The organism is Cyanobium sp. ULC065, assembly GCF_977927515.1.
Genome location: NZ_OZ376393.1, coordinates 3,050,896 through 3,068,943, shown reverse-complemented (window position 1 = coordinate 3,068,943; position 18,048 = coordinate 3,050,896). Strand labels below are relative to the sequence as shown.

The following is an 18,048-nucleotide window of genomic DNA, read 5'->3' as shown; positions in this document are numbered from 1 at the left end:
CGCCGCTGCTTCTGCCCCAGAGGCGGTGTGGGCCTCTTGCCAACCTTGGTTCCGGCCATGAAAAAGCCCCGCCTGGGCGGGGCTTCAAGGTGAACGTCGAAGACTCAGCGCATTCAGTTGACGCTCCAGACGCCACCGGCGAGGTTGGTGAGCGGAGCCACCAGAGCGGTACCGGCCAGGAACCAGGCGAAGGCGGCGCCGCCGCAGCCACCCAGCCAGAAGCCGCTGGCGAACTCAGCCCAACCGGCCTTGGTGAAGAGGTCTGCGGGGGGATTGTCGATCGTGGCGTCGGGGGGCTGCACGTTGGGGCCGGTGCCGGCGGTGCCGTAGATCGACAGGCAGACCGTGAGGATCGAAACCAGACCGATCGTGGCCAGCAGGCCGGCGGTGCTGGCGTACTCGGTGAGACGCAGCGGCCCGGTGAGGGCGAAAGGCCCATAGAGGAAGAAACCGTGGGCCATGCCCACTTCCAGACCACGCCGGTTGGGGGACAAGGCCGGACGGTAGGCGGGCAGCGCGTTCAGGAACGCCTTGGTGAAGTAGCTGCTGTTGATCGGGGTGGCCAGGTTGCCGACGGTGGGGTCGGCGACGGGGTGGACGGTCATGAGATGAAGCGAGCGAAGGGGAGGCGAACGGGCGAAGCGAAAGACCGGCGGGCGTTGACCCGTGCACCGGTTCAGTCGCGGGCTTCGATCACGTTGAACAGCAGGGCCATGGCGACAGCAGGACCGAGGATTCCCACCAGAGGCACGAACACAGACGGCAGCCAGGCAGCTACGAATTCTCCAGTCATGGCGTGGGCCAATACAGCAACCGCCGGTACTGTAAGGATCGCTTTCGGCCAGGCTCAGAAGCCTGCACAGGGCGACATAAAAGTTCAATCCGGCAGGGACAAACCCTCGCTCAGGCCGGGCCCACCGCTGCGGCCAGTTCAGCGCCACGGGGCCCCTTGAGGGTCTGCCGCACCCGGTAGATGGGCCGCCCCTGGCTTTCGTGATAGGTGCGCATCTGCAGCTCCGCCAGCAGCCCAAAGCAGAACAGCTGGATGCCGGCCACAATCGCCAGCACCGCCACCAGCAGCAGGGGACGATTGCCGATATCGGCATCGAGGAAAACCTTCTCGCCCAGCAGATAGAGGCTGATCAGTAGGCCCACCGCCAGGGAGGCCAGCCCCCCGAATCCGAACACGTGCATGGGACGGGTGAGGAACCGCTTCATGAACCAGACCGTGAGCAGATCCATCAGCACCCGGAAGGTGCGATCGATGCCGTATTTGCTGCTGCCGAAGCGCCGTGGATGGTGGTTCACCTTCACCTCGGCGATCCGGGCGCCCTCGATGAACGCGAGTGCCGGAAGGAAGCGATGCAGCTCGCCGTAGAGGTTCATGTCGGCCACCACTTCACGGCGGTAGGCCTTGAGCGAGCAGCCGTAATCGTGCAGGCGCACCCCGGTCACCCGCGCGATCAGCCGGTTGGCGATCAACGACGGCAGCAGCCGTTGCACGGCAGCGTCCTTGCGCAGGTGCCGCCAGCCGCTCACCAGGTCGTAGCCATCCTCCAGCCGCTCCAGCAGCAGTGGGATATCGGCCGGATCGTTCTGTAGGTCTCCGTCGAGGGTCACGATCATGGCGCCGGTGCTGGCATCGAAACCCGCCGCCATCGCAGCGGTCTGGCCGTAGTTCCGCCGCAGCAGCACGGCCACCAGCTCCGGCACGCGCGCGGCCAGCCCGGTCAGCACCTCGGCGGTGCGGTCGGTGGAGCCGTCGTCGACGAGCACCAGTTCGAAGGGCCGCCCCAGGGGACGCACGGCGCTCAGCACCTGCTCCACCAGCGGCGGCAGGCTTTCTTCCTCGTTGTAGAGGGGGATCACCACCGAGAGCTCCAGCCGAAGGGGCGCGCTCATGGGGCTGGCGGAAAGAGGTGAGCCTGCAACTTACGGGAGTGGGCTGCCGTCATGGCAGTGGACCACCCTGCCGGCGTCCCGCAGTTCCCGGCGGTAGTGGCTGGCCACCGGATGCGTGTCCCAGGGGGCCAGCTGGTCGATGCCCAGACCGTTGCGGCCGTGGTCGCGTCCGGAGCTGTGCAGATAGCGCCCGGAGCCCAGGTGCAGTCCCACATGGGTGCAGCGCTGGGGACGGCCGAAGAAGATCAGGTCCCCCGGTCGCAGCAGCGTCAAGGTGGAGGGGCTCACCGCCACCGGCTGGCAGAACCGTTCCTGTTGATAGGCGTCACGGGGAATCCAGATCCCCGCCTGGGCAAACGCGCTCTGGATGAACCCGGAGCAGTCGTAGTGGGGGCCGGTGGTGCCTCCCCAGAGGTAGTGGTTGGGGCAGGCGGCAGCGCCGGCCGCGAATGCCAGCACCTCAGGCAGCCGGGCCTGGATCGCTGCCGCCGTCAGCAGCCGCGGCACCGGACGGGCTGCCACTTCCGCTCTGCCAGCCAGTTCACCCGCGTCCAGCCAGCAGCCGTAGCCGTCTTCGAGCAGCCGCACCCGCAGCCTTCCCTCCGGCGGCGTTTCTGCCTGGAGCACCTCCAGGCAGCGCCCTGCCGCGGCCTGGGTGGCGAGTCCAGCCCCGCTGGGGCGGCTGTACCCGTCCAGCGGGGCCAGCAGGCGCCAGCGGCTGCCTGTCACCAGCAGTTCCGCCGCTGCGGGAGTGCCTAATCTCACCATTGCTGTGGCTGACATCGATGGCGTTCTACCGCCCGGATGGGGCCATGGGCACGATCCTGCAGGAGCGGCTCCGCGAACTGGAAGGGCAGGCCCGGCCCGGTCTTGCCGATCAGCTTGCCGTCACCTGGCTGCGGTACGAGACCTCCTTGATCGGCCAGGCCGATGGGCTTGATCCGGCGACGTTCTGGGCCCTGCCGCCGGCCGGAGCGAGCTGGGCGGGTGGCCGCTCCGTCTACCCCGCCAGCGTGGTGAAGCTCTTCTATCTGGCGGCGGCGGAAGCCTGGCTGCAGCGCCAGTTGCTGGAGGAGTCGCCGGAGCTGCGGCGCTCCCTCGCGGACATGATCCGTGACTCGAGCAACGACGCCACCGGCTATGTGGTGGACATGCTGACCGGCACCACCAGCGGTCCGGACCTGCCTCCGGCCGCTCTGGACGCCTGGATGGCGCAACGTCAGCTGGTGAATCGCTGGTTCGCCCGCCTGGGCTGGCCCGAGATGGAGGCCTGCAACCTCTGTCAGAAGACCTGGGGCGATGGCCCTTACGGGCGGGAGCGCCAGTTCTACGGACCCGATCGCGCCAACCGCAACCGGCTGAGCAGCGATGCCACTGCCCGCCTGCTGCATGCCGCCATGGCGGGCGCCTTCGTATCGCCACTGGCGAGCGCCCGTATGCGCGAGCTGCTGCGGCGTCCGCTCGATCCAGCGCTGCGGGCAGCGGATCCGGAGAATCAGGTGGACGGCTTCCTCGGTGAAGGGCTGCCGCTGTCCGCCCGGCTCTGGAGCAAGGCGGGCTGGATGAGCCAGGCCCGCCACGATGCTGCCTATGTGGAGATGGAGGGCCATCGTCCCTTTCTACTGGTGGTGTTCAGCGAGGGGTCCGAGCGGGCGCAGGATGCACGCCTGTTGCCCCAGCTGGCTGCCGGCCTGCTGAAAGCCAGCGCCGTGGATCCAGAGGTGCGGCCTGCCGATGCAAAGGGCGCCACTGACCACCAGCGCCAAGGCAGGCCCACGCTTCAGTGAGCCAGGAACAACGCGGGAGCTGCAGAACCAGGGAACGGAGAGGGAGGGATTCGAACCCTCGACAGAAGTTGCCTCCTGTAACTCCTTAGCAGGGAGCCGCTTTCAACCACTCAGCCACCTCTCCAGGGGCTGGCAAAGCTTATCAGCGCCTGTGACAGGCCTCCTCGGGACGGAGCCGCGGTAACCGATGCTTGAAGCCGCAGAGGATCTCCCAGGGGATGGTGCCGCAGGTGGCGGCCCAGTGCTCCGGACCGATGCGAATGTCCCCGTCGCAGCCCAGCAACGTCACCACCGATCCCACGCGCAGCTCGGGTTCGTCGGTGGCATCGATCAACAGCTGATCCATGGTGATCGCACCCACCTGGCGCAGCCGATGGCCCGCGAACAGCACCTCCATGCGGCTGGAGAGGGAGCGCGGCACGCCATCGGCGTATCCGATCGCCACCACCGCCAGGCGGCTGGGCCGCGGCGCGCGCCATTGGTGGCCGTAGCTCACCCCCACGCCGGCTGGGACATCGCGCAGCAGGGTGACCCGGGCACGAACCCCCATGGCCGGCTCCAGCTGCACCTGAGTGGCCAGATGGGGGGCAGGCGCATGGCCGTAGAGGGCCAGGCCGACCCGCACCAGGTCGTAGTGGAGGGAAGGCCCGCGCAGGCTGCCGGCGGAGTTGGCGAGATGACGCAGGCCGGTGGCCAGCCCGCGGTTCGCGGCCTGGCACAGCACGCATTCGAACCGCTCCTGCTGCTGGCGGGTCAGATCGGAGCCGCCGGCGTCAGGGGCATCGGCATCAGCGAGATGGGAATACAGCCCGGCCACCTCCAGGTGGTCGAGGTCATGCAGCGACTCCAGCAGCTGGGCACCCACGCGCCAGTCGACCCCCAGCCGGGCCATGCCGGTGTCGAGCTTGAGATGCACCGCCATACGGCGACCGGTGCCTGCCGCCAGGCGGTGGCTCAAGCTGGCCTCCTCCAGCGTGCTGATCGTGGGCATCAGCTGCCAGTGCAGGCAGCTGTGAAGCTCTTCGGCGCCCACCAGACTGCCCATCACCAGGATCGGTGCCTTAACTCCCCGCTGCCGCAGATCCACACCTTCCTGCAGGGTGGCCACCCCGAGTGAGCTGGCACCGCCGGCCAGCGCCGCCTGCGCCACGGGCAGGGCGCCATGGCCATAGCCATCGGCCTTGACAACGGCCATCAACGCGCAGCCGGGGCTGAGAAAGCGCTGCAACCGGCTGGCGTTGCGCTGGATTGCCGCAGCATCCACCTCCACCCATGCTCGCTGGGTGGGATGCAGACCGCAAGCGAGCGGGGCGTCGGTGGTGGAGGGAGTGGCGGAGGGGAAGGAAGGAGCGTCGGAAGCGGGAATCATCCGGGCGAGGGCGTGGCAGGGAGCCGCGTAGAGCGAACCTGGAGCGGATCTGAAGCAGGACCAGAAACTCCCATTAGCATGCCGCCACGCAGGAGGTCTGGCATGCCTCCCCTCGACAGAGCGTCGTGAGCCAGGTTCTCGTACTGAACGCCTCCTATGAGCCGTTGAACATCACGACCTGGCGTCGTGCCACGGTGATGGTGCTGAAGGGGAAGGCGGAAGGCCTCGAACACGACAGCAGCCGCATCCTGCGGGACGATCTGCTGCTGCCATCGGTGATCCGGCTGCGCCAGTTCGTGCGCGTGCCCTTCAAGGAGCTGCCCCTGACCCGCCGCAATGTCTTTCAGCGCGACGGCCATTCCTGCCAATACTGCGGCTATCAGGGCGATCAGCTGTCGATCGATCACGTGATCCCCCGCAGCAGAGGAGGGGGCGACAGCTGGGAAAACGTGACCACCGCCTGTCTGCGCTGCAACGTTCGCAAGGGCAACCGCACCCCGCGCGAGGCCTCCATGCCACTGGCGAGGGTGCCGCGGCGGCCCGTGAGCACCCTCTACTTCGAGGCCACACGCCAGATCCGCTCCGGCCGTCGCGAGTGGGCCAAGTATGTGATCGGGGCCTGAAGCCGGCGCCAGACAACGGACCTCCCGCTGATGGGCCAAGCAGCCCATCAGTGTTCACGCCGCTGCGTCAGCCGCCAGCTGCTCCAGTTGCCGGCGTTGATCGGCGGCGATGCAGGCTGCGATCACTTCGCCCAACTGGCCCTGCAGCACCGCCTCGAGCGCGAAGTTTCGGCCGAGCCGGTGATCGGTCACCCGGTTGTCTTTCACGTTGTAGGTGCGGATCTTTTCGCTGCGGTCGCCGCTGCCGACCTGGGCCCGTCGCTGCGAACTTTCGGCTGCGGCCGCGGCCGCCAGTTCACGCTCCAGCAGCTTCGCCCGCAGGATCGCCAGAGCCCGCTCCCGGTTCTGAAGCTGGGAGCGCTCCTGGGTACAGAAGACGCGAATGCCGGTGGGTTTGTGGAGGAGATCGACGGCGGTCTCCACCTTGTTGACGTTCTGTCCGCCGGCGCCCCCTGAGCGGGCCGTGCTGATCTCCAGGTCGCTGGGATCAAGCTGCACTTCCACTGGATCCGCTTCGGGCATGACGGCCACGGTGGCGGTGGAGGTGTGCACCCGCCCCTGCGACTCGGTGGCGGGAACCCGCTGCACCCGGTGCACGCCGGCTTCGTACTTCAGCTGGCTGTACACCCCATCCCCACGGATCGAGAGGATCACCTCCTTGTAGCCACCGAGATCGGCTTCAGACGCGCTGACGGGCTGCACCTGCCAGCCGAGCGTCTGGGCATGGCGTTCGTACATCCGGGCCAGGTCCCCGGCCCAGAGCGAGGCTTCGTCGCCGCCGGCGCCGGCGCGGATCTCCAGCATCACGCTGCGCTCATCGCGGGGATCGCTCGGCAGCAAGGCGAGGGTGAGGCGTTCCTCGGTGGCACCGATCCGGGCCGTCAGGCTCGCCAGCTCTTCCTGGGCCATCAGCTCCAGTTCAGCGTCGCCGCGGCTCTCCTTCAGCAGTTGGCGGGTCTGGGTCCACTCTCGCCGCAGCTCGTTCCAGCAGGCGTAATCGAGCACCAGCGGTTCGAGCCGTGACCGTTCGCGGGCCAGGTGCTGCAGCTGGGCCGGATCGGCGGCCACCGCCGGATCGGCGAGTTGCCGCTCCAGGGTGGTGAAGGTCAGACGGACGGCTTCCAGACGTTCGGCGAGGAAGGCAGGGTCCATGGCAGCGGTGGCGCGCTCAGCAAAAAGCCGGATGCCCTGGAGCATCCGGCCGTGGGTGTGAAATCAGCACGGTGCCGGGTGGGAGGCCAGACCGGCAGGGTCTCAAGCGTCGGCTGCAGGGGTTTCGCTGACTGCTTCGGCCGCCGGTGCTGTGGCCTTCTTGGCGCTGTCGGTGCTGGCCATGCCGTACTTGCGCATGAAGCGGTCGACGCGACCTTCGGTGTCGAGGATCTTCTGGGTGCCTGTGTAGAAGGGGTGATTGCCGCTCCACACGTCGACGTTGAGCTCGGGATGAGTGGAGCCGGTGGTCATCACCACCTCTCCGTTGCAGATCACCTTGGCATCGGGGTACCAGGTGGGATGGATGTCGCTCTTGGGCATGACGTGGATCAGCGCTTGGAGAACTGGGGAGCCTTGCGGGCTTTCTTGAGGCCGTATTTGCGACGCTCCTTGGCCCGGGGGTCGCGGCTCAGGTGGCCTTCGGTCTTCAGCGGTTTGCGGTTGTCTGGGGAGAGATCACAAAGCGCACGGGCAGCCCCCTGCTTGATCGCATCGGCTTGCCCAGTGAGGCCGCCGCCTTTGACGTTGACCAACAGGTCGTAGTCGGTGGACAGTCCCAGGGTGTCGAGAGGTGCTTTGACCGCAGCGAGGTAGCTGGGGTTGTAGTTCAGGTAGTTGTCGCCGGGGCGGCCATTGATCGTGATGGCGCCGGTGCCGGGCACCACGCGCACACGGGCGACGGCTGTCTTGCGGCGGCCGGTTCCCCAGTAGACGACGCGATTGGTGGAGGTGCTCATCGTGCGGAAGCGGAAGGATCGAGGGCCAGGGGCTGGGGCTGCTGAGCGGCGTGCGGATGCTCGGCACCCTTGTAGACCTTCAGCTTGCGGAACATCTGCCGCCCTAGGGCGTTGTGGGGCAGCATCCCCTTGATCGCCTTCTCAACGATGCGCTCAGGGAGGCGAGCCTGCAGGGCGGCGAAGGTTTCGGTTTTCATGCCGCCGGGGCGGCCGGAATGGCGCCGGTAGATCTTCTGCTCGGGCTTGTTGCCGCTCACACGCACCTTGTCGGCGTTGACGACCACGACGAAATCGCCGGTATCAAGGTGAGGGGTGAAGGAAGGGCTGTTCTTGCCGCGCAGCACGCTGGCCACCTCGCTGGCCAGACGGCCGAGCGTTTGATTCTCTGCATCAACCAGGTACCACTGGCGATCAAGGGAATCAGGAGAGGGGACGGAGGTCTTGTTCATTGCACCGGCAGGCCGGACGGAGGGATTGCGCCATCCCGCTGAATGGGGGGGCTGGACAGGAGGGAGGTGGCCCTGTTGTCTCCGCATGGAGAGAACGTTGAGGCCATCGCTGATCCGGAGCCTAGACCGTCGCCTTCTCCAGCTCCTGGGTAAATCCCTTGGAGGCGGCCGCGAAAGGCCCACTGGACTTGGTTTCAGGAGCTGGGCGAAAGAGGCGAAAACTCCGGCGGATCCTGGCTTCTCAACCTGAATCGCGGTTGGCAATCATACCATGCGCTCATGGGGAAGATTGGCTGTGGGTACCCAACCCGCAGCAGGCAGAGACCCTGGGGCGGAGCCGCTTCCTTCACCTCAGCGCGCGCTCCGGTGCGCCAACGGTGCTCGAACTGCTCCAGGCTGAGCCGGCCCTCCCCGAGCGCCACAAGCTGGCCCAGCACCAAGCGCACCATGCCGTACAGGAAGCCACTGGCCTGGATCTCCACGGTGATCAGGTCGCCGTCGCGCTCAAGGCTCACGTCCTGAACGGTGGTGCGGGCATGGGGGCGGCTGCTCCCGGCCCGCTGGAAAGCGGCGAAGTTGTGGGTGCCGAGCATTCCTTCCAGCGCGGCACGCATCCGGTTCTCATCGAGCCGGTGGCGGTAGCGATGCCAGGTGAATGGCGCCAGGAAGAGGTTGGGAGTGCGCCCGTTGTAGAGGGTGTAGCGGTAGCGCCGATAGGTGGCGGAGAAGCAGGCGTGCCAGCTCTGAGGCTGCTCAGAGGCAGCAAGCACGCGGATGCTCGCAGGTAAGCGTCCGTTCAGCGCGGCGGGCCAGCGCTCGGCAGGAATCGGGCCTGTGGCATCGAAATGCACCACCTGGGCTGCGGCATGCACGCCCGCATCGGTGCGGCCTGCCGCAACTGTGGATGGTGAAGGTGGGGGCTCAAGCGCGGCGATGGCTAGATCCAGGGTGGCCTGAACGCTCGCCTGGTGAGGCTGCCGTTGCCAGCCGTGATAGCAGGAGCCCTCGTACTGAAGACAAAGGGCGATGCGGCGCGGCGTTTTCAGACCAGCTCGATGATGGCCATCTCGGCGTTGTCGCCGCGCCGGGGCACCGTGCGGATGATGCGGGTGTAGCCACCTTGGCGGTCGCCGTAACGCTCCTGGGCCTTGTCGAAGAGCGAGTGGACCAGTTGCTTGTCGAAGATGTAGCCCATGGCCCGGCGGCGGGCCGCCAGGGTGCCCTCCTTGGCCAGGGTGATCATGCGCTCGGTCTCGTCACGCAGGGCCTTGGCCCGGGCCTTGGTGGTGGTGACGCGGCCCTCGCGAATCAACTGGGTGGTGAGTCCGCGCAGCAGTGCCTTGCGTTGGTCAGCTGGGCGACCAAGAAGGGGGACTCGGCATTGGTGGCGCATGGTTCCGGGGTGGTGTACGTCGAAGGGGAGAGATCGCGCAGGGAAGCGGGGTCTAGGCCGTGGTGCGGCTCTGGGGCAGAGAAATGCCGATGCGCTCAAGGGCTTCGATCACCTCGTCGGCCGATTTGGAACCGAAGTTCTTGATCTCGAGGAGGTCTTCGTAGCTGAAGCCCATGAGATCGGAAACCGAGTTCACCTGGGCACGCTTCAGGCAGTTGTAAGCCCTCACGGACAGGTTGAGTTCTTCCAGAGGGATCTGGCTTTCAGCAGAGGGCTCCGGCTCCGCGCCCGGCTCGTCGTCGATGGTGAGGCTGGCCAGCGGCTGGAACAGGGCAATCAACTGATTGGCGGCCTGGGCCATGGCGTCGTCGGGGGTGATCGCGCCGCTGGTGTGGATCTCGAGCCGCAGCCGCTCCCGCGCCGAGCCGCCTTCGCCGACAGCGGTTTCGTCGACGGTGTAGTTCACCCGCCGCACCGGCATGAACACGGCATCGATCTGGAGCAGGTCGATGGCGCTGGTGTCTTCGTTGTGACGGTCGACGGGGCGATAGCCCACACCCCGCTCCACGTGCACTTCAAGCTCGAGGCTGTGGCCTTCCGCGACGGTGGCGATCGGCCGTTCAAGGTCGATCACCTGAACCTGCGAGGAGAATTGAAGGTCGCCGGCGGTAACGGTGGCGGGGCCGGTGGCCACAAGCCGGCCGATCTCAAGATCGCGGCTGCGGCTGCTGACGACCACTTCCTTGCAGTTCAGGAGAATGTCGAGAACGTCTTCGCGGACACCCGGCACCGTGGCGTATTCATGGTTCACGCCGGCGATGCGCACGGCCGTGATCGCACTGCCTTCCATCCCACCCATGAGCACCCGACGCAGGGCGTTGCCCAGGGTGATGGCCTGGCCGCGATCGAGGGGCCCGATCACAAAGACGCCCGTCTGGGAGCGGTCTTCGCCGATCTGATGCTCGACGCGATCGATCTGATACTGATGCACGGCCTGAAGGTGGTGAAGAGGAATGCCCGAGGGCTTGGAAGTGAAGCGACTCAGACCCGGCGGCGCTTGGAGCGCCGGCAACCGTTGTGAGGCAGCGGGGTGACATCACGGATCAGGGTGATCTCAAGACCTGCCACCTGCAGAGCACGAATGGCGGTTTCACGGCCAGATCCAGGCCCGCGCACCAGCACTTCGATCTGCCGCATGCCCTGCTCGAGGGCGCGGCGGCCGGCAGCTTCGGCGGCCGTCTGGGCGGCGAACGGGGTGCCCTTGCGGGCTCCCTTGAAGCCACTGGCCCCGGCAGACGACCAGGAAATCACCTCGCCAGCGGTGTCGGTGATCGACACGATGGTGTTGTTGAAGGTGCTCTGGATGTGTGCCACGCCGTTGGGCACATTCCGCTTGGTTTTCTTTGCGCCGGTTTTCTTGGCTGGCTTCGCCATGGACAGGGGCCTGGGGTAGGGGACTGGGAAGGACTGACGCCGGTGAGGCGCTGGGCGAGAGGATTACTTCTTCTTGCCGGCCACGGTTTTGCGCGCGCCGCGGCGGGTGCGTGCGTTGGTGCGGGTGCGCTGCCCACGGACCGGCAGGCCCATGCGATGGCGGCGGCCACGAACGCAGCCGATGTCCTGCAGACGCTTGAGCGCCATGCCCTCCTGACGGCGCAGGTCGCCTTCGAGGGTGAAGGATTCCGCTGCGGCGCGCAGTTTCTGCACGTCAGCGTCGTCAAGGTCTTTCACCCGGATGTCCGGGCTGACACCGGCCTTGGCCAGGATCTTCTGGGCACGGGTCAAGCCGATGCCATAGACGTAAGTGAGAGAAATCTCAACCCTCTTGTCACGAGGGATATCGACACCGGCAATCCGAGCCACGAAGAAACGATTCAGTTGGGCAGAGGGGAGCCCAGCCACGGTGGGCTGGGTGGTGCGCCCAAGAGGGCGCAGATGAATGAGGCGGGAACAGCGCAGGTCAGCCCTGGCGCTGTTTGTGTTTGGGGTTGGTGCAGATCACCATGACCCGGCCATGGCGGCGGATCACCCGGCACTTGTCACACATTTTCTTGACCGAGGCACGCACCTTCATGAGCAGCGGTGCTCCAAATTTCCAAACAGATAACGTACCACAGCGCTCAACCCACAACAGCGGAGATTCGCTCGGCAATCGCCTCGACCGTGCCACTGGCCTCGACGGAACTGAGCAGCCCCTTGGCGCGGTAGTACGCGATCAAAGGCTCCGTCTGATCGCTGTAGACGACAAGACGGTTGCGGATCACAGCTTCGTTGTCGTCGGCGCGGCCGCGTGCCAGCAGGCGCTCCACGAGGGTTTCGTCATCGAGGGCCAGGAGCACCACCAATTCGATCGGTTGGCCGATCTCCTCCAGCAGTTGCTGGAGGGCTTCGGCCTGGGCCAGGTTGCGTGGGAAACCATCGAGCAGCCAGCCGCCGTTGCAGCAGGTCAGACGGGCACGAACGATCGCCAGCACCAAGGTGTCGCTGACCAGTTCGCCACGGGCCATCACGGCCTCCGCTTCCTGGCCGAGCGCACTGCCCGCAGCTACTTCGGCGCGCAACAACTCGCCGGTGGAGAGGTGCAGGAGGTTGTGGCTGGCCGCGAGACGCTCGGCCTGGGTGCCCTTGCCGGCTCCTGGGGGGCCGAGAAAAAGAATGCGCTGCTTCATGGAAGGGGGCGGATGAGCGGAAACCAGAGAAGGGGCGGGGGAGTGGCGATGACCTGTGGAGCCCTGGAAGGGGTGGGGCGCGTCACTGGCGCACCATCCCCTCGTAGCGCTGCGAGATCACGTAGGTCTGGACCTGCTTGGCGGTGTCGATCGCAACGCCCACCAGGATCAGCAGGGAGGTGGCCCCCAGACCCTGGAAGGTGCGCACCTGCGTGGCGCCCTCCACAGCCGAGGGAATGATTGCCACCGCACCGAGAAAGAGACCCCCGAGGATGGTGAGCCGGTTCTGCACGCCACTGAGATAAATGGCAGTGGCAGAGCCGGGACGCACACCCGGAACGGCTACACCGCTGCGCTTGAGGTTGGTGGCGATGTCGACCGGATTGATCGTGAGGGTGGCGTAGAACAGCGAAAAGCCGATGATCAACGCGAAGAACAGCAGGGCATAAAGCCATGGCGTGCTGCTGTTGGGGCTGAGGTAGCCGGCCAGCTGGATCAGCCAGGGGGCGCGGGTGAGGTTGGCGATGGTGAGGGGCAGGAACACCACGGCTGACGCAAAGATGATCGGCATCACCCCACCGGCATTGAGCTTCAAGGGCAGGTAGCTCTGACGCGCGGAAAGGGGGGTGTTTTGCCCGACCTGACGCTTGGCGCTCACGATCGGGATGCGACGGCTGCCTTCCTGCACGAAAATGATGCCAACGATCGTGACCAGGAAAATCAGCACCAGCACCACGATCCCGCCCACGGTGGCCCGGTCGCCGCTCTGGGCCAGCTCCACGGTGGAGCCAAGGGCACGCGGCAGCGTGGCCACAATGTTCACAAAGATCACCAGCGACGCTCCCTGGCCGATCCCCCGCTCGGTGATCACTTCGCTGATCCACATCACCACCATCGATCCCGCCACAAGTGCGAGGGAGGTCTGGATGACGAACACAGGAGCTGACACTCCCGGGATGGCGTATTGCCGCAGGATCAGGGCGAAGACCGTGCTCTGCAGGATCCCCCAACCCAGTGCCACATAGCGGGTGATCTGAGCGATCTTGCGCCGGCCGGCTTCCCCTTCGTTCTTCTGGAGGTCCTCCAGCTGGGGCACCGCCGCCGTGAGGAGCTGAAGAATGATCGAGGCGTTGATGAACGGCAGGATGCCAAGCGCGAACACACCAAGGGTGGAGATGCCCCCACCCGTGAAGATGTCGAGGAAGCCGATCAGCTGGCCGCCCTGCTGGATGAACTGCTGGAAGGCCACCCGGTCGATGCCGGGAACGGGGATGTAAATCCCCAGGCGCACCAACAGCAGCAAGCCAAGCGTGGTGAGCACCCGGTCACGGAGACCCTTGGACTGGATCAGCTGGGTGAGGATTTCGCCGGCGCTGGGATTGCGCCCCCGGCTAAGGAGCATGGTGTGTTCTCAGGCGGTGGGGAGGCAGAAAGGAGACGCTGCGGAGTGACACGAAAGCCGCCTGCCGTTCCGCAGGACGGTGGCAGACGGCTCTGAGACCAGGAAACCCCACCAGCATGGCTGGCGGGGTGTGGAGATGGGGTCAGGTGAGCTCGCAGGTGCCACCAGCGGCTTCGATCTTTTCACGGGCAGACGCAGTGAAAGCAGCAGCCTGAACGGTCAGTTTCACACTGAGATCGCCGTCGCCGAGGATCTTCAGAGGGTGCTTAGGGCTGGTGACCAGCCCTTCTTTCACCAGCACATCCAGGTTGACGGTGCTGCCGGCCTTGAGGCCCGACAGCTTGGCCACGTTCAGCACGGTGAACGACTTGGGGTTCACCAGTGGGAAGTGCTTGAGCTTGGGGACCCGCCGGTAGAGCGGCATCTGGCCGCCTTCAAAGCCGGGGCGGGTGGGGCTGCCGGAGCGGGACTTCTGTCCGCGCATGCCGAAGCCGCAGCTGGCACCCTGACCGGCGGCGATGCCGCGGCCTTTGCGGAGCTTGCGGCGCCGGGCACCGGCCTGGGGCTTGAGGGACTGGAGAGTGTGGGTCATGGGGCTCAGGAGTAAATCTGCTCGAGGGAGATGCCCCGTTCCTTGGCGGTTTCCTTGTGGGTGCGGAGCGCCTGCAGCGCCTCAATGGCGGCGCGGGCATTGTTGAGGGGCGTCTTGCTGCCCAGGCGCTTCGCCAGCACGTTCTTGATGCCCGCGAGCTCAAGCACGGTGCGGATGGAGCCGCCTGCGATCACGCCGGTGCCCGGGGCGGCCGGGCGCATGAGCACGCTGGCAGCGCCATCGACCCCACGGCTCTCGGTGGGAATCGAGCTGGTGCGGGTGAGCGGAACCTTGACGAGGTGCTTCTTGCCGTCGGCCACGCCCTTGCGGACGGCACCGATGACATCGCCGGCCTTACCGACGCCCACACCGACCTGACCGCGTTCGTTGCCGACCACGATGATGGCGCGGAAGCTCATCTTCTTACCGCCTTTGACGGTTTTGGAGACCCGGCGGATCTGGACCACACGCTCCTGCCATTCGGAGTCGCGCTCCTGACCGCCGCGCCGCCCTTCACCACGGCGACCACCGCCGCTGCCGCCGCGACGATCGCCGCCTTTGCCGCCACCGCCACCGCGCCGCTGTTCGGGCTGGCCTTCAGCCGCCGCTGGCACGTCGCTGGACTGGATCGTTTCGTTGATTTCGGTCATGGTTGGATCCGGTTCAGAACTGAAGGCCCGCTTCACGGGCAGCGTCGGCAAGGGCCTTGACGCGGCCGTGATAGAGGTTGCCGCCACGATCGAACACCACCTGTTGAATGCCTTTGGCGAGGGCACGTTGGGCCACCAGTTGACCCACGGCCACGGAGGCATCGCAGGTGGAGCTGGCGGTCAGGCTGGTGCGCAGATCTTTGTCGAGCGTCGAAGCGGCACAGAGCGTGCTCTGTGCGTCGTCGTCGATGACCTGGGCGTAGATGTGATTGTTGGAGCGGAACACCGCCAGCCGCGGACGGGCGGCGGATCCGGTGAGATGGCGACGCAGACGGCGGTGACGCTTCTGGGTCTGGGCTTTGCGGGAAACGGTGGACATGGGAGTGGAGGGGTGGGACGCTCAGGCAGGCCTCATTTCTTACCGGTTTTGCCGGCCTTGCGCAGAATGCGCTCGCCCTCGTACTTGATGCCCTTGCCCTTGTAGGGCTCAGGAGGACGAATGGCGCGGACCTTGGCCGCTTCGTTGCCGACCAGTTCCTTGTCGAAACCGGAGACCAGCACCTGGGTGTTGCCCTCCACGGTGAAGACGATGCCTTCGGGGGGCACCACTTCGACCGGGTGGCTGTAGCCGGCGCTCACCACGAGCTTCGTACCCTGAACTTGGGCCCGGTAGCCCACGCCCACGATTTCGAGCTTGCGGGTGAAGCCTTTGCTCACCCCTTCGACCATGTTGGCCACCAGCGTACGGCAGAGTCCGTGGCGCTCCCGCGAGCGGCGGGTGGCTGTGGAAGGGGCAACAACGAGCGTGTTGTCTTCCTGGCGAATCTGGACACCTTCAGGGAGGGTGCGGTTCAGTTCGCCTTTGGGCCCCTTGACATGGACCGAGAGGCCGTTGAGGCTCACGGTCACCTTGTCGGGGATCGGGATCGGTGCTTTACCAATACGTGACATGAATCAACTCCCTTTTCAGTAGATGTAGCAGAGGACTTCACCGCCGACACCCTGCTTACGGGCGTCACGGTCGCTCATCACACCCTTGGAGGTGGAAATGATCGCGACGCCGAGACCACCCAGCACCTTGGGGAGTTGACGTGTGTTCTTGTAGATCCGCAGACCCGGCTTGCTGACGCGCTTGACGGAGCGGATCGTGGGCTGACGATGCTTGCCGCTGTATTTCAGCTCAAGAACGAGATGCCTTTGCACCCCTTCACCTTCTTCGCTGATCTGGGCAATGAACCCTTCCTGCTGCAGCACTTTGGCGATGCTGTGCGACAGGCGGGAAGCAGGCACCTTGGTGGTCTGATGCTTTTTCTCACTCGCATTACGAATGCGGGTGAGCATGTCTGAAATCGGGTCGTGGTTGGCCATGTTGGGGGTCCGAAGAGGGCTCAGTTGCTGCGGAACGGCATTCCCATCTCGCGGAGGAGGGCCCGGCCCTCTTCGTCGTTACGGGCACTGGTCACGATGGTGATGTCCATGCCCCGGATGGCATCGATCTTGTCGTAGGAGATTTCCGGAAAGATGATCTGTTCCCGGACTCCAAGGGTGTAATTCCCCCGTCCATCGAAACTCTTGGGGCTCACACCGCGGAAATCGCGGATGCGGGGCAAGGCCAGATGGATCAGGCGCTCGAGGAAGGCATACATCCGGTCACCACGAAGGGTGACGGCGACGCCGATCGGCATGCCCTGGCGGATCTTGAAGCTGGCGATGGCCTTCTTGGCACGGGTCACCACCACCTTCTGACCGGTGATCGTGGCCAGTTCAGCGATCGAAGCCTCAAGGGCCTTGGCGTTCTGGGCGGCCTCGCCGAGACCTCGGTTCACGGTGACTTTCATCACCTTGGGAACCTCATGAATGTTGGAGAGGCTGAGATCCTTCAGCAGCTTGGGCTGGATCGTCTCCCGGTAGCGCTGTTTGAGTGACATGGCGGGGTGGGGGAAATTCGCTTCTGGGCGTTGTCAGAAGGCGGACAGGAACGGGGAGTGCAGGGACGGGCGGGGGAGGTGACTCCATGGCCGAGGCCACCGAATCGAGGATGTGCTCAATCGAGCAGTTCGCCGGTCTTGGTGAGGCGGCGCTTCTTGGTGCCGTCGGCCTGGATGGCAATGGCGACACGGCTGGGAACGTTCTGGCTGGTGGAGAACACCATCACATTCGAAGCATGCACAGAGGCTTCTTCCGTGACGATCCGGCCGGTTTCGCCTTCCTGGGTGGGCTTCACGTGACGGGTGCGCAGGTTGATCCCCTGCACCACCACGCGGTTCTCGTAAGGAAGGGTGCGCAGGACTTCACCGGTTTTTCCCTTGTCCTTGCCAGCGATCACCTTGACGGTGTCACCTTTGCGGATGCGCATCTTGACCCGCTTGGCGGGCCGTGGCTGGGGTGTTGCGGCGGCCATTTCAGATCACCTCCGGGGCGAGTGACACGATCTTGGTGAAGTTGCGCTCGCGCAGTTCACGGGCGACCGGACCGAACACACGCGTGCCCTTCGGGTTGTTGTCGTTGCCGAGGATCACGGCGGCGTTGTCGTCGAAGCGGATCGAGTTGCCCGTGTCGCGGCGCAGCGTGGCGCGGGTGCGCACCACCACAGCCTTGACGACGTCCGACTTCTTCACCCCCATGTTGGGCATGGCGTCTTTGACGGCAGCGACGATCACATCGCCGACGTGGGCATATCGGCGGTTGGTGCCCAGCACACGGATGCACTGGATGCGCTTGGCGCCGCTGTTGTCAGCGACATTGAGGAAGGTTTCCTGCTGAATCATGGTGTGACCTCCTCAGCTCGCGCCGGATGGGGTGAGAACTTCCGCCACCGCCCAGCGCTTGGTGCGGCTGAGGGGACGGGTTTCGGTGATGCGGACGCGATCACCGACCCGACAACGGTTGTCTTCGTCGTGGGCCTTGTAGCGGGTGGTGCGGCTGACGGTCTTTTGATAGATGGGATGGGGGAAGCGGTTCTCCACCGCGACCACCACCGTTTTTTCCATCTTGTCGCTGACGACGGTGCCGACCCTTTCCTTGAGTGCCATGGGGTGGTGGGGGATCAGGAGGCGGAGGGAGCGGAGCGTTGCCGCTCCTGCTGCACCGTCAACAGCTGAGCCAGCTTGGTGCGGCTCTGCTTGAACAGGTGCGGTTGCTCCAGCCGGCGGGTGGCCCGCTGGAAGCGGAGGTTGAACAGTTCACGGCGGCAACCGCCGATCTGTTCGACCAATTCGGCATCGGTGAGGGTTCGCACCTCGGCGATGGCAGGACGTGCCATG

General features: G+C 65.7%; 29 protein-coding genes and 1 tRNA gene. 2 read left to right on the top strand and 28 right to left on the bottom strand.

Features of this window, described 5'->3' with window-relative positions; all coding sequences use genetic code 11:
* Positions 1 to 113: 113 nt before the first annotated feature.
* The 4 genes from ACXMDP_RS15430 to ACXMDP_RS15415 form a co-directional block, all read right to left on the bottom strand.
* The gene (locus ACXMDP_RS15430) at positions 114 to 605 is read right to left on the bottom strand and encodes a photosystem I reaction center subunit XI (protein ID WP_094514333.1); all 492 of its coding nucleotides are present in this window, start codon (positions 603 to 605) and stop codon (positions 114 to 116) included.
* Between the two features lie 71 nt (positions 606 to 676).
* The gene (locus ACXMDP_RS15425) at positions 677 to 793 is read right to left on the bottom strand and encodes a photosystem I reaction center subunit VIII (RefSeq protein ID WP_094514330.1); all 117 of its coding nucleotides are present in this window, start codon (positions 791 to 793) and stop codon (positions 677 to 679) included.
* A 110-nt stretch (positions 794 to 903) separates the two neighbouring features.
* Entirely contained in the window at positions 904 to 1,902 is a 999-nt protein-coding gene (locus tag ACXMDP_RS15420; RefSeq protein WP_259730027.1) for a glycosyltransferase family 2 protein, read from the bottom strand.
* A gap of 30 nt (positions 1,903 to 1,932) precedes the next feature.
* Positions 1,933 to 2,685, bottom strand: a complete 753-nt coding sequence (locus ACXMDP_RS15415; RefSeq protein ID WP_399233321.1) for a C40 family peptidase — start codon at positions 2,683 to 2,685, stop codon at positions 1,933 to 1,935.
* A 2-nt stretch (positions 2,686 to 2,687) separates the two neighbouring features.
* Between ACXMDP_RS15415 and ACXMDP_RS15410 the strand changes: the two genes are divergently transcribed.
* Positions 2,688 to 3,689 (top strand): class A beta-lactamase-related serine hydrolase, encoded by a 1,002-nt coding sequence (locus ACXMDP_RS15410; protein ID WP_259730028.1) that lies wholly within the window; start codon positions 2,688 to 2,690, stop codon positions 3,687 to 3,689.
* Positions 3,690 to 3,724: 35 nt separating this feature from the next.
* Here the strand turns inward: ACXMDP_RS15410 and ACXMDP_RS15405 are convergent.
* Positions 3,725 to 3,813 (bottom strand) — tRNA-Ser (locus ACXMDP_RS15405).
* Between the two features lie 18 nt (positions 3,814 to 3,831).
* Positions 3,832 to 5,058, bottom strand: coding sequence for an alanine racemase (gene alr / locus ACXMDP_RS15400; protein WP_259730029.1), 1,227 nt, complete (start codon positions 5,056 to 5,058; stop codon positions 3,832 to 3,834).
* Positions 5,059 to 5,183: 125 nt separating this feature from the next.
* On the opposite strand from alr, the gene ACXMDP_RS15395 reads away from it, so the two are divergent.
* Positions 5,184 to 5,681: an HNH endonuclease gene (locus ACXMDP_RS15395; RefSeq protein ID WP_094514316.1), complete on the top strand. Its 498-nt coding sequence runs from the start codon at positions 5,184 to 5,186 to the stop codon at positions 5,679 to 5,681.
* 54 nt (positions 5,682 to 5,735) lie between these two features.
* Here the strand turns inward: ACXMDP_RS15395 and prfA are convergent, their stop codons facing one another.
* The 22 genes from prfA to rpmC all read right to left on the bottom strand — a co-directional run bounded on the left by prfA (position 5,736) and on the right by rpmC (position 18,047).
* Positions 5,736 to 6,833 carry a peptide chain release factor 1 gene (gene prfA, locus ACXMDP_RS15390; RefSeq protein ID WP_094514424.1) on the bottom strand — a complete coding sequence of 366 codons (1,098 nt, stop codon included), beginning with the start codon at positions 6,831 to 6,833 and terminating at the stop codon, positions 5,736 to 5,738.
* Between the two features lie 102 nt (positions 6,834 to 6,935).
* Entirely contained in the window at positions 6,936 to 7,214 is a 279-nt protein-coding gene (gene rpmE / locus ACXMDP_RS15385; RefSeq protein WP_094514314.1) for a 50S ribosomal protein L31, read from the bottom strand.
* Positions 7,215 to 7,222: 8 nt separating this feature from the next.
* Entirely contained in the window at positions 7,223 to 7,630 is a 408-nt protein-coding gene (gene rpsI, locus ACXMDP_RS15380; protein ID WP_094514311.1) for a 30S ribosomal protein S9, read from the bottom strand.
* On the bottom strand, positions 7,627 to 8,079 hold the full coding sequence (gene rplM / locus ACXMDP_RS15375) for a 50S ribosomal protein L13 (RefSeq protein WP_094514307.1): 453 nt from the start codon (positions 8,077 to 8,079) through the stop codon (positions 7,627 to 7,629). Before rplM ends, rpsI begins: the two co-directional genes overlap by 4 nt.
* 194 nt (positions 8,080 to 8,273) lie before the next feature.
* Positions 8,274 to 9,125, bottom strand: coding sequence for a tRNA pseudouridine(38-40) synthase TruA (truA, locus tag ACXMDP_RS15370; RefSeq protein WP_259730057.1), 852 nt, complete (start codon positions 9,123 to 9,125; stop codon positions 8,274 to 8,276).
* Complete coding sequence (rplQ, locus tag ACXMDP_RS15365) at positions 9,122 to 9,472, bottom strand: 50S ribosomal protein L17 (protein ID WP_094514299.1); 351 nt, start codon at positions 9,470 to 9,472, stop codon at positions 9,122 to 9,124. The genes truA and rplQ overlap by 4 nt, the downstream gene beginning before the upstream one ends.
* Before the next feature lie 52 nt (positions 9,473 to 9,524).
* Entirely contained in the window at positions 9,525 to 10,463 is a 939-nt protein-coding gene (locus ACXMDP_RS15360; RefSeq protein WP_259730030.1) for a DNA-directed RNA polymerase subunit alpha, read from the bottom strand.
* A 50-nt stretch (positions 10,464 to 10,513) separates the two neighbouring features.
* Positions 10,514 to 10,906: a 30S ribosomal protein S11 gene (rpsK, locus tag ACXMDP_RS15355; RefSeq protein WP_006173334.1), complete on the bottom strand. Its 393-nt coding sequence runs from the start codon at positions 10,904 to 10,906 to the stop codon at positions 10,514 to 10,516.
* 63 nt (positions 10,907 to 10,969) lie between these two features.
* Positions 10,970 to 11,335, bottom strand: a complete 366-nt coding sequence (gene rpsM, locus ACXMDP_RS15350) for a 30S ribosomal protein S13 (protein ID WP_094514420.1) — start codon at positions 11,333 to 11,335, stop codon at positions 10,970 to 10,972.
* Positions 11,336 to 11,432: 97 nt separating this feature from the next.
* Complete coding sequence (rpmJ, locus tag ACXMDP_RS15345) at positions 11,433 to 11,546, bottom strand: 50S ribosomal protein L36 (protein WP_006173336.1); 114 nt, start codon at positions 11,544 to 11,546, stop codon at positions 11,433 to 11,435.
* A gap of 46 nt (positions 11,547 to 11,592) precedes the next feature.
* Positions 11,593 to 12,141, bottom strand: coding sequence for an adenylate kinase (locus ACXMDP_RS15340; RefSeq protein ID WP_094514294.1), 549 nt, complete (start codon positions 12,139 to 12,141; stop codon positions 11,593 to 11,595).
* Positions 12,142 to 12,223: 82 nt separating this feature from the next.
* A complete protein-coding gene (gene secY / locus ACXMDP_RS15335) occupies positions 12,224 to 13,543 on the bottom strand; it encodes a preprotein translocase subunit SecY (RefSeq protein WP_094514291.1) in 1,320 nt (439 codons plus the stop codon).
* Between the two features lie 142 nt (positions 13,544 to 13,685).
* Positions 13,686 to 14,135 carry a 50S ribosomal protein L15 gene (gene rplO / locus ACXMDP_RS15330; protein WP_094514288.1) on the bottom strand — a complete coding sequence of 150 codons (450 nt, stop codon included), beginning with the start codon at positions 14,133 to 14,135 and terminating at the stop codon, positions 13,686 to 13,688.
* A gap of 5 nt (positions 14,136 to 14,140) precedes the next feature.
* Entirely contained in the window at positions 14,141 to 14,785 is a 645-nt protein-coding gene (gene rpsE, locus ACXMDP_RS15325) for a 30S ribosomal protein S5 (RefSeq protein WP_255101352.1), read from the bottom strand.
* A gap of 13 nt (positions 14,786 to 14,798) precedes the next feature.
* On the bottom strand, positions 14,799 to 15,164 hold the full coding sequence (rplR, locus tag ACXMDP_RS15320; protein WP_094514283.1) for a 50S ribosomal protein L18: 366 nt from the start codon (positions 15,162 to 15,164) through the stop codon (positions 14,799 to 14,801).
* 32 nt (positions 15,165 to 15,196) lie between these two features.
* The gene (gene rplF / locus ACXMDP_RS15315) at positions 15,197 to 15,736 is read right to left on the bottom strand and encodes a 50S ribosomal protein L6 (RefSeq protein WP_094514279.1); all 540 of its coding nucleotides are present in this window, start codon (positions 15,734 to 15,736) and stop codon (positions 15,197 to 15,199) included.
* A gap of 15 nt (positions 15,737 to 15,751) precedes the next feature.
* A complete protein-coding gene (gene rpsH / locus ACXMDP_RS15310) occupies positions 15,752 to 16,153 on the bottom strand; it encodes a 30S ribosomal protein S8 (RefSeq protein WP_094514276.1) in 402 nt (133 codons plus the stop codon).
* Between the two features lie 20 nt (positions 16,154 to 16,173).
* The gene (rplE, locus tag ACXMDP_RS15305; protein ID WP_094514273.1) at positions 16,174 to 16,713 is read right to left on the bottom strand and encodes a 50S ribosomal protein L5; all 540 of its coding nucleotides are present in this window, start codon (positions 16,711 to 16,713) and stop codon (positions 16,174 to 16,176) included.
* A gap of 116 nt (positions 16,714 to 16,829) precedes the next feature.
* A complete protein-coding gene (gene rplX, locus ACXMDP_RS15300; protein ID WP_094514269.1) occupies positions 16,830 to 17,186 on the bottom strand; it encodes a 50S ribosomal protein L24 in 357 nt (118 codons plus the stop codon).
* Position 17,187: 1 nt separating this feature from the next.
* Positions 17,188 to 17,553: a 50S ribosomal protein L14 gene (gene rplN / locus ACXMDP_RS15295; protein ID WP_094514267.1), complete on the bottom strand. Its 366-nt coding sequence runs from the start codon at positions 17,551 to 17,553 to the stop codon at positions 17,188 to 17,190.
* 12 nt (positions 17,554 to 17,565) lie between these two features.
* Positions 17,566 to 17,817, bottom strand: a complete 252-nt coding sequence (gene rpsQ, locus ACXMDP_RS15290; protein ID WP_094514265.1) for a 30S ribosomal protein S17 — start codon at positions 17,815 to 17,817, stop codon at positions 17,566 to 17,568.
* A gap of 14 nt (positions 17,818 to 17,831) precedes the next feature.
* Positions 17,832 to 18,047: a 50S ribosomal protein L29 gene (gene rpmC, locus ACXMDP_RS15285; protein ID WP_094514264.1), complete on the bottom strand. Its 216-nt coding sequence runs from the start codon at positions 18,045 to 18,047 to the stop codon at positions 17,832 to 17,834.
* Position 18,048: the final 1 nt, after the last annotated feature.

Excerpts from the sequence above, each read along its gene's own strand:
- ACXMDP_RS15430 (WP_094514333.1), bottom strand. The coding sequence starts at position 605 with ATGACCGTCCACCCCGTCGCCGACCCCACCGTCGGCAACCTGGCCACC.
- ACXMDP_RS15425 (WP_094514330.1), bottom strand. The coding sequence starts at position 793 with ATGACTGGAGAATTCGTAGCTGCCTGGCTGCCGTCTGTGTTCGTGCCT.
- ACXMDP_RS15420 (WP_259730027.1), bottom strand. The coding sequence starts at position 1,902 with ATGAGCGCGCCCCTTCGGCTGGAGCTCTCGGTGGTGATCCCCCTCTAC.
- ACXMDP_RS15415 (WP_399233321.1), bottom strand. The coding sequence starts at position 2,685 with ATGTCAGCCACAGCAATGGTGAGATTAGGCACTCCCGCAGCGGCGGAA.
- ACXMDP_RS15410 (WP_259730028.1), top strand. The coding sequence starts at position 2,688 with ATGGCGTTCTACCGCCCGGATGGGGCCATGGGCACGATCCTGCAGGAG.
- alr (WP_259730029.1), bottom strand. The coding sequence starts at position 5,058 with ATGATTCCCGCTTCCGACGCTCCTTCCTTCCCCTCCGCCACTCCCTCC.
- prfA (WP_094514424.1), bottom strand. The coding sequence starts at position 6,833 with ATGGACCCTGCCTTCCTCGCCGAACGTCTGGAAGCCGTCCGTCTGACC.
- rpmE (WP_094514314.1), bottom strand. The coding sequence starts at position 7,214 with ATGCCCAAGAGCGACATCCATCCCACCTGGTACCCCGATGCCAAGGTG.
- rpsI (WP_094514311.1), bottom strand. The coding sequence starts at position 7,630 with ATGAGCACCTCCACCAATCGCGTCGTCTACTGGGGAACCGGCCGCCGC.
- rplM (WP_094514307.1), bottom strand. The coding sequence starts at position 8,079 with ATGAACAAGACCTCCGTCCCCTCTCCTGATTCCCTTGATCGCCAGTGG.
- rplQ (WP_094514299.1), bottom strand. The coding sequence starts at position 9,472 with ATGCGCCACCAATGCCGAGTCCCCCTTCTTGGTCGCCCAGCTGACCAA.
- rpsK (WP_006173334.1), bottom strand. The coding sequence starts at position 10,906 with ATGGCGAAGCCAGCCAAGAAAACCGGCGCAAAGAAAACCAAGCGGAAT.
- rpmJ (WP_006173336.1), bottom strand. The coding sequence starts at position 11,546 with ATGAAGGTGCGTGCCTCGGTCAAGAAAATGTGTGACAAGTGCCGGGTG.
- ACXMDP_RS15340 (WP_094514294.1), bottom strand. The coding sequence starts at position 12,141 with ATGAAGCAGCGCATTCTTTTTCTCGGCCCCCCAGGAGCCGGCAAGGGC.
- secY (WP_094514291.1), bottom strand. The coding sequence starts at position 13,543 with ATGCTCCTTAGCCGGGGGCGCAATCCCAGCGCCGGCGAAATCCTCACC.
- rplO (WP_094514288.1), bottom strand. The coding sequence starts at position 14,135 with ATGACCCACACTCTCCAGTCCCTCAAGCCCCAGGCCGGTGCCCGGCGC.
- rpsE (WP_255101352.1), bottom strand. The coding sequence starts at position 14,785 with ATGACCGAAATCAACGAAACGATCCAGTCCAGCGACGTGCCAGCGGCG.
- rplR (WP_094514283.1), bottom strand. The coding sequence starts at position 15,164 with ATGTCCACCGTTTCCCGCAAAGCCCAGACCCAGAAGCGTCACCGCCGT.
- rplF (WP_094514279.1), bottom strand. The coding sequence starts at position 15,736 with ATGTCACGTATTGGTAAAGCACCGATCCCGATCCCCGACAAGGTGACC.
- rpsH (WP_094514276.1), bottom strand. The coding sequence starts at position 16,153 with ATGGCCAACCACGACCCGATTTCAGACATGCTCACCCGCATTCGTAAT.
- rplE (WP_094514273.1), bottom strand. The coding sequence starts at position 16,713 with ATGTCACTCAAACAGCGCTACCGGGAGACGATCCAGCCCAAGCTGCTG.
- rplX (WP_094514269.1), bottom strand. The coding sequence starts at position 17,186 with ATGGCCGCCGCAACACCCCAGCCACGGCCCGCCAAGCGGGTCAAGATG.
- rplN (WP_094514267.1), bottom strand. The coding sequence starts at position 17,553 with ATGATTCAGCAGGAAACCTTCCTCAATGTCGCTGACAACAGCGGCGCC.
- rpsQ (WP_094514265.1), bottom strand. The coding sequence starts at position 17,817 with ATGGCACTCAAGGAAAGGGTCGGCACCGTCGTCAGCGACAAGATGGAA.
- rpmC (WP_094514264.1), bottom strand. The coding sequence starts at position 18,047 with ATGGCACGTCCTGCCATCGCCGAGGTGCGAACCCTCACCGATGCCGAA.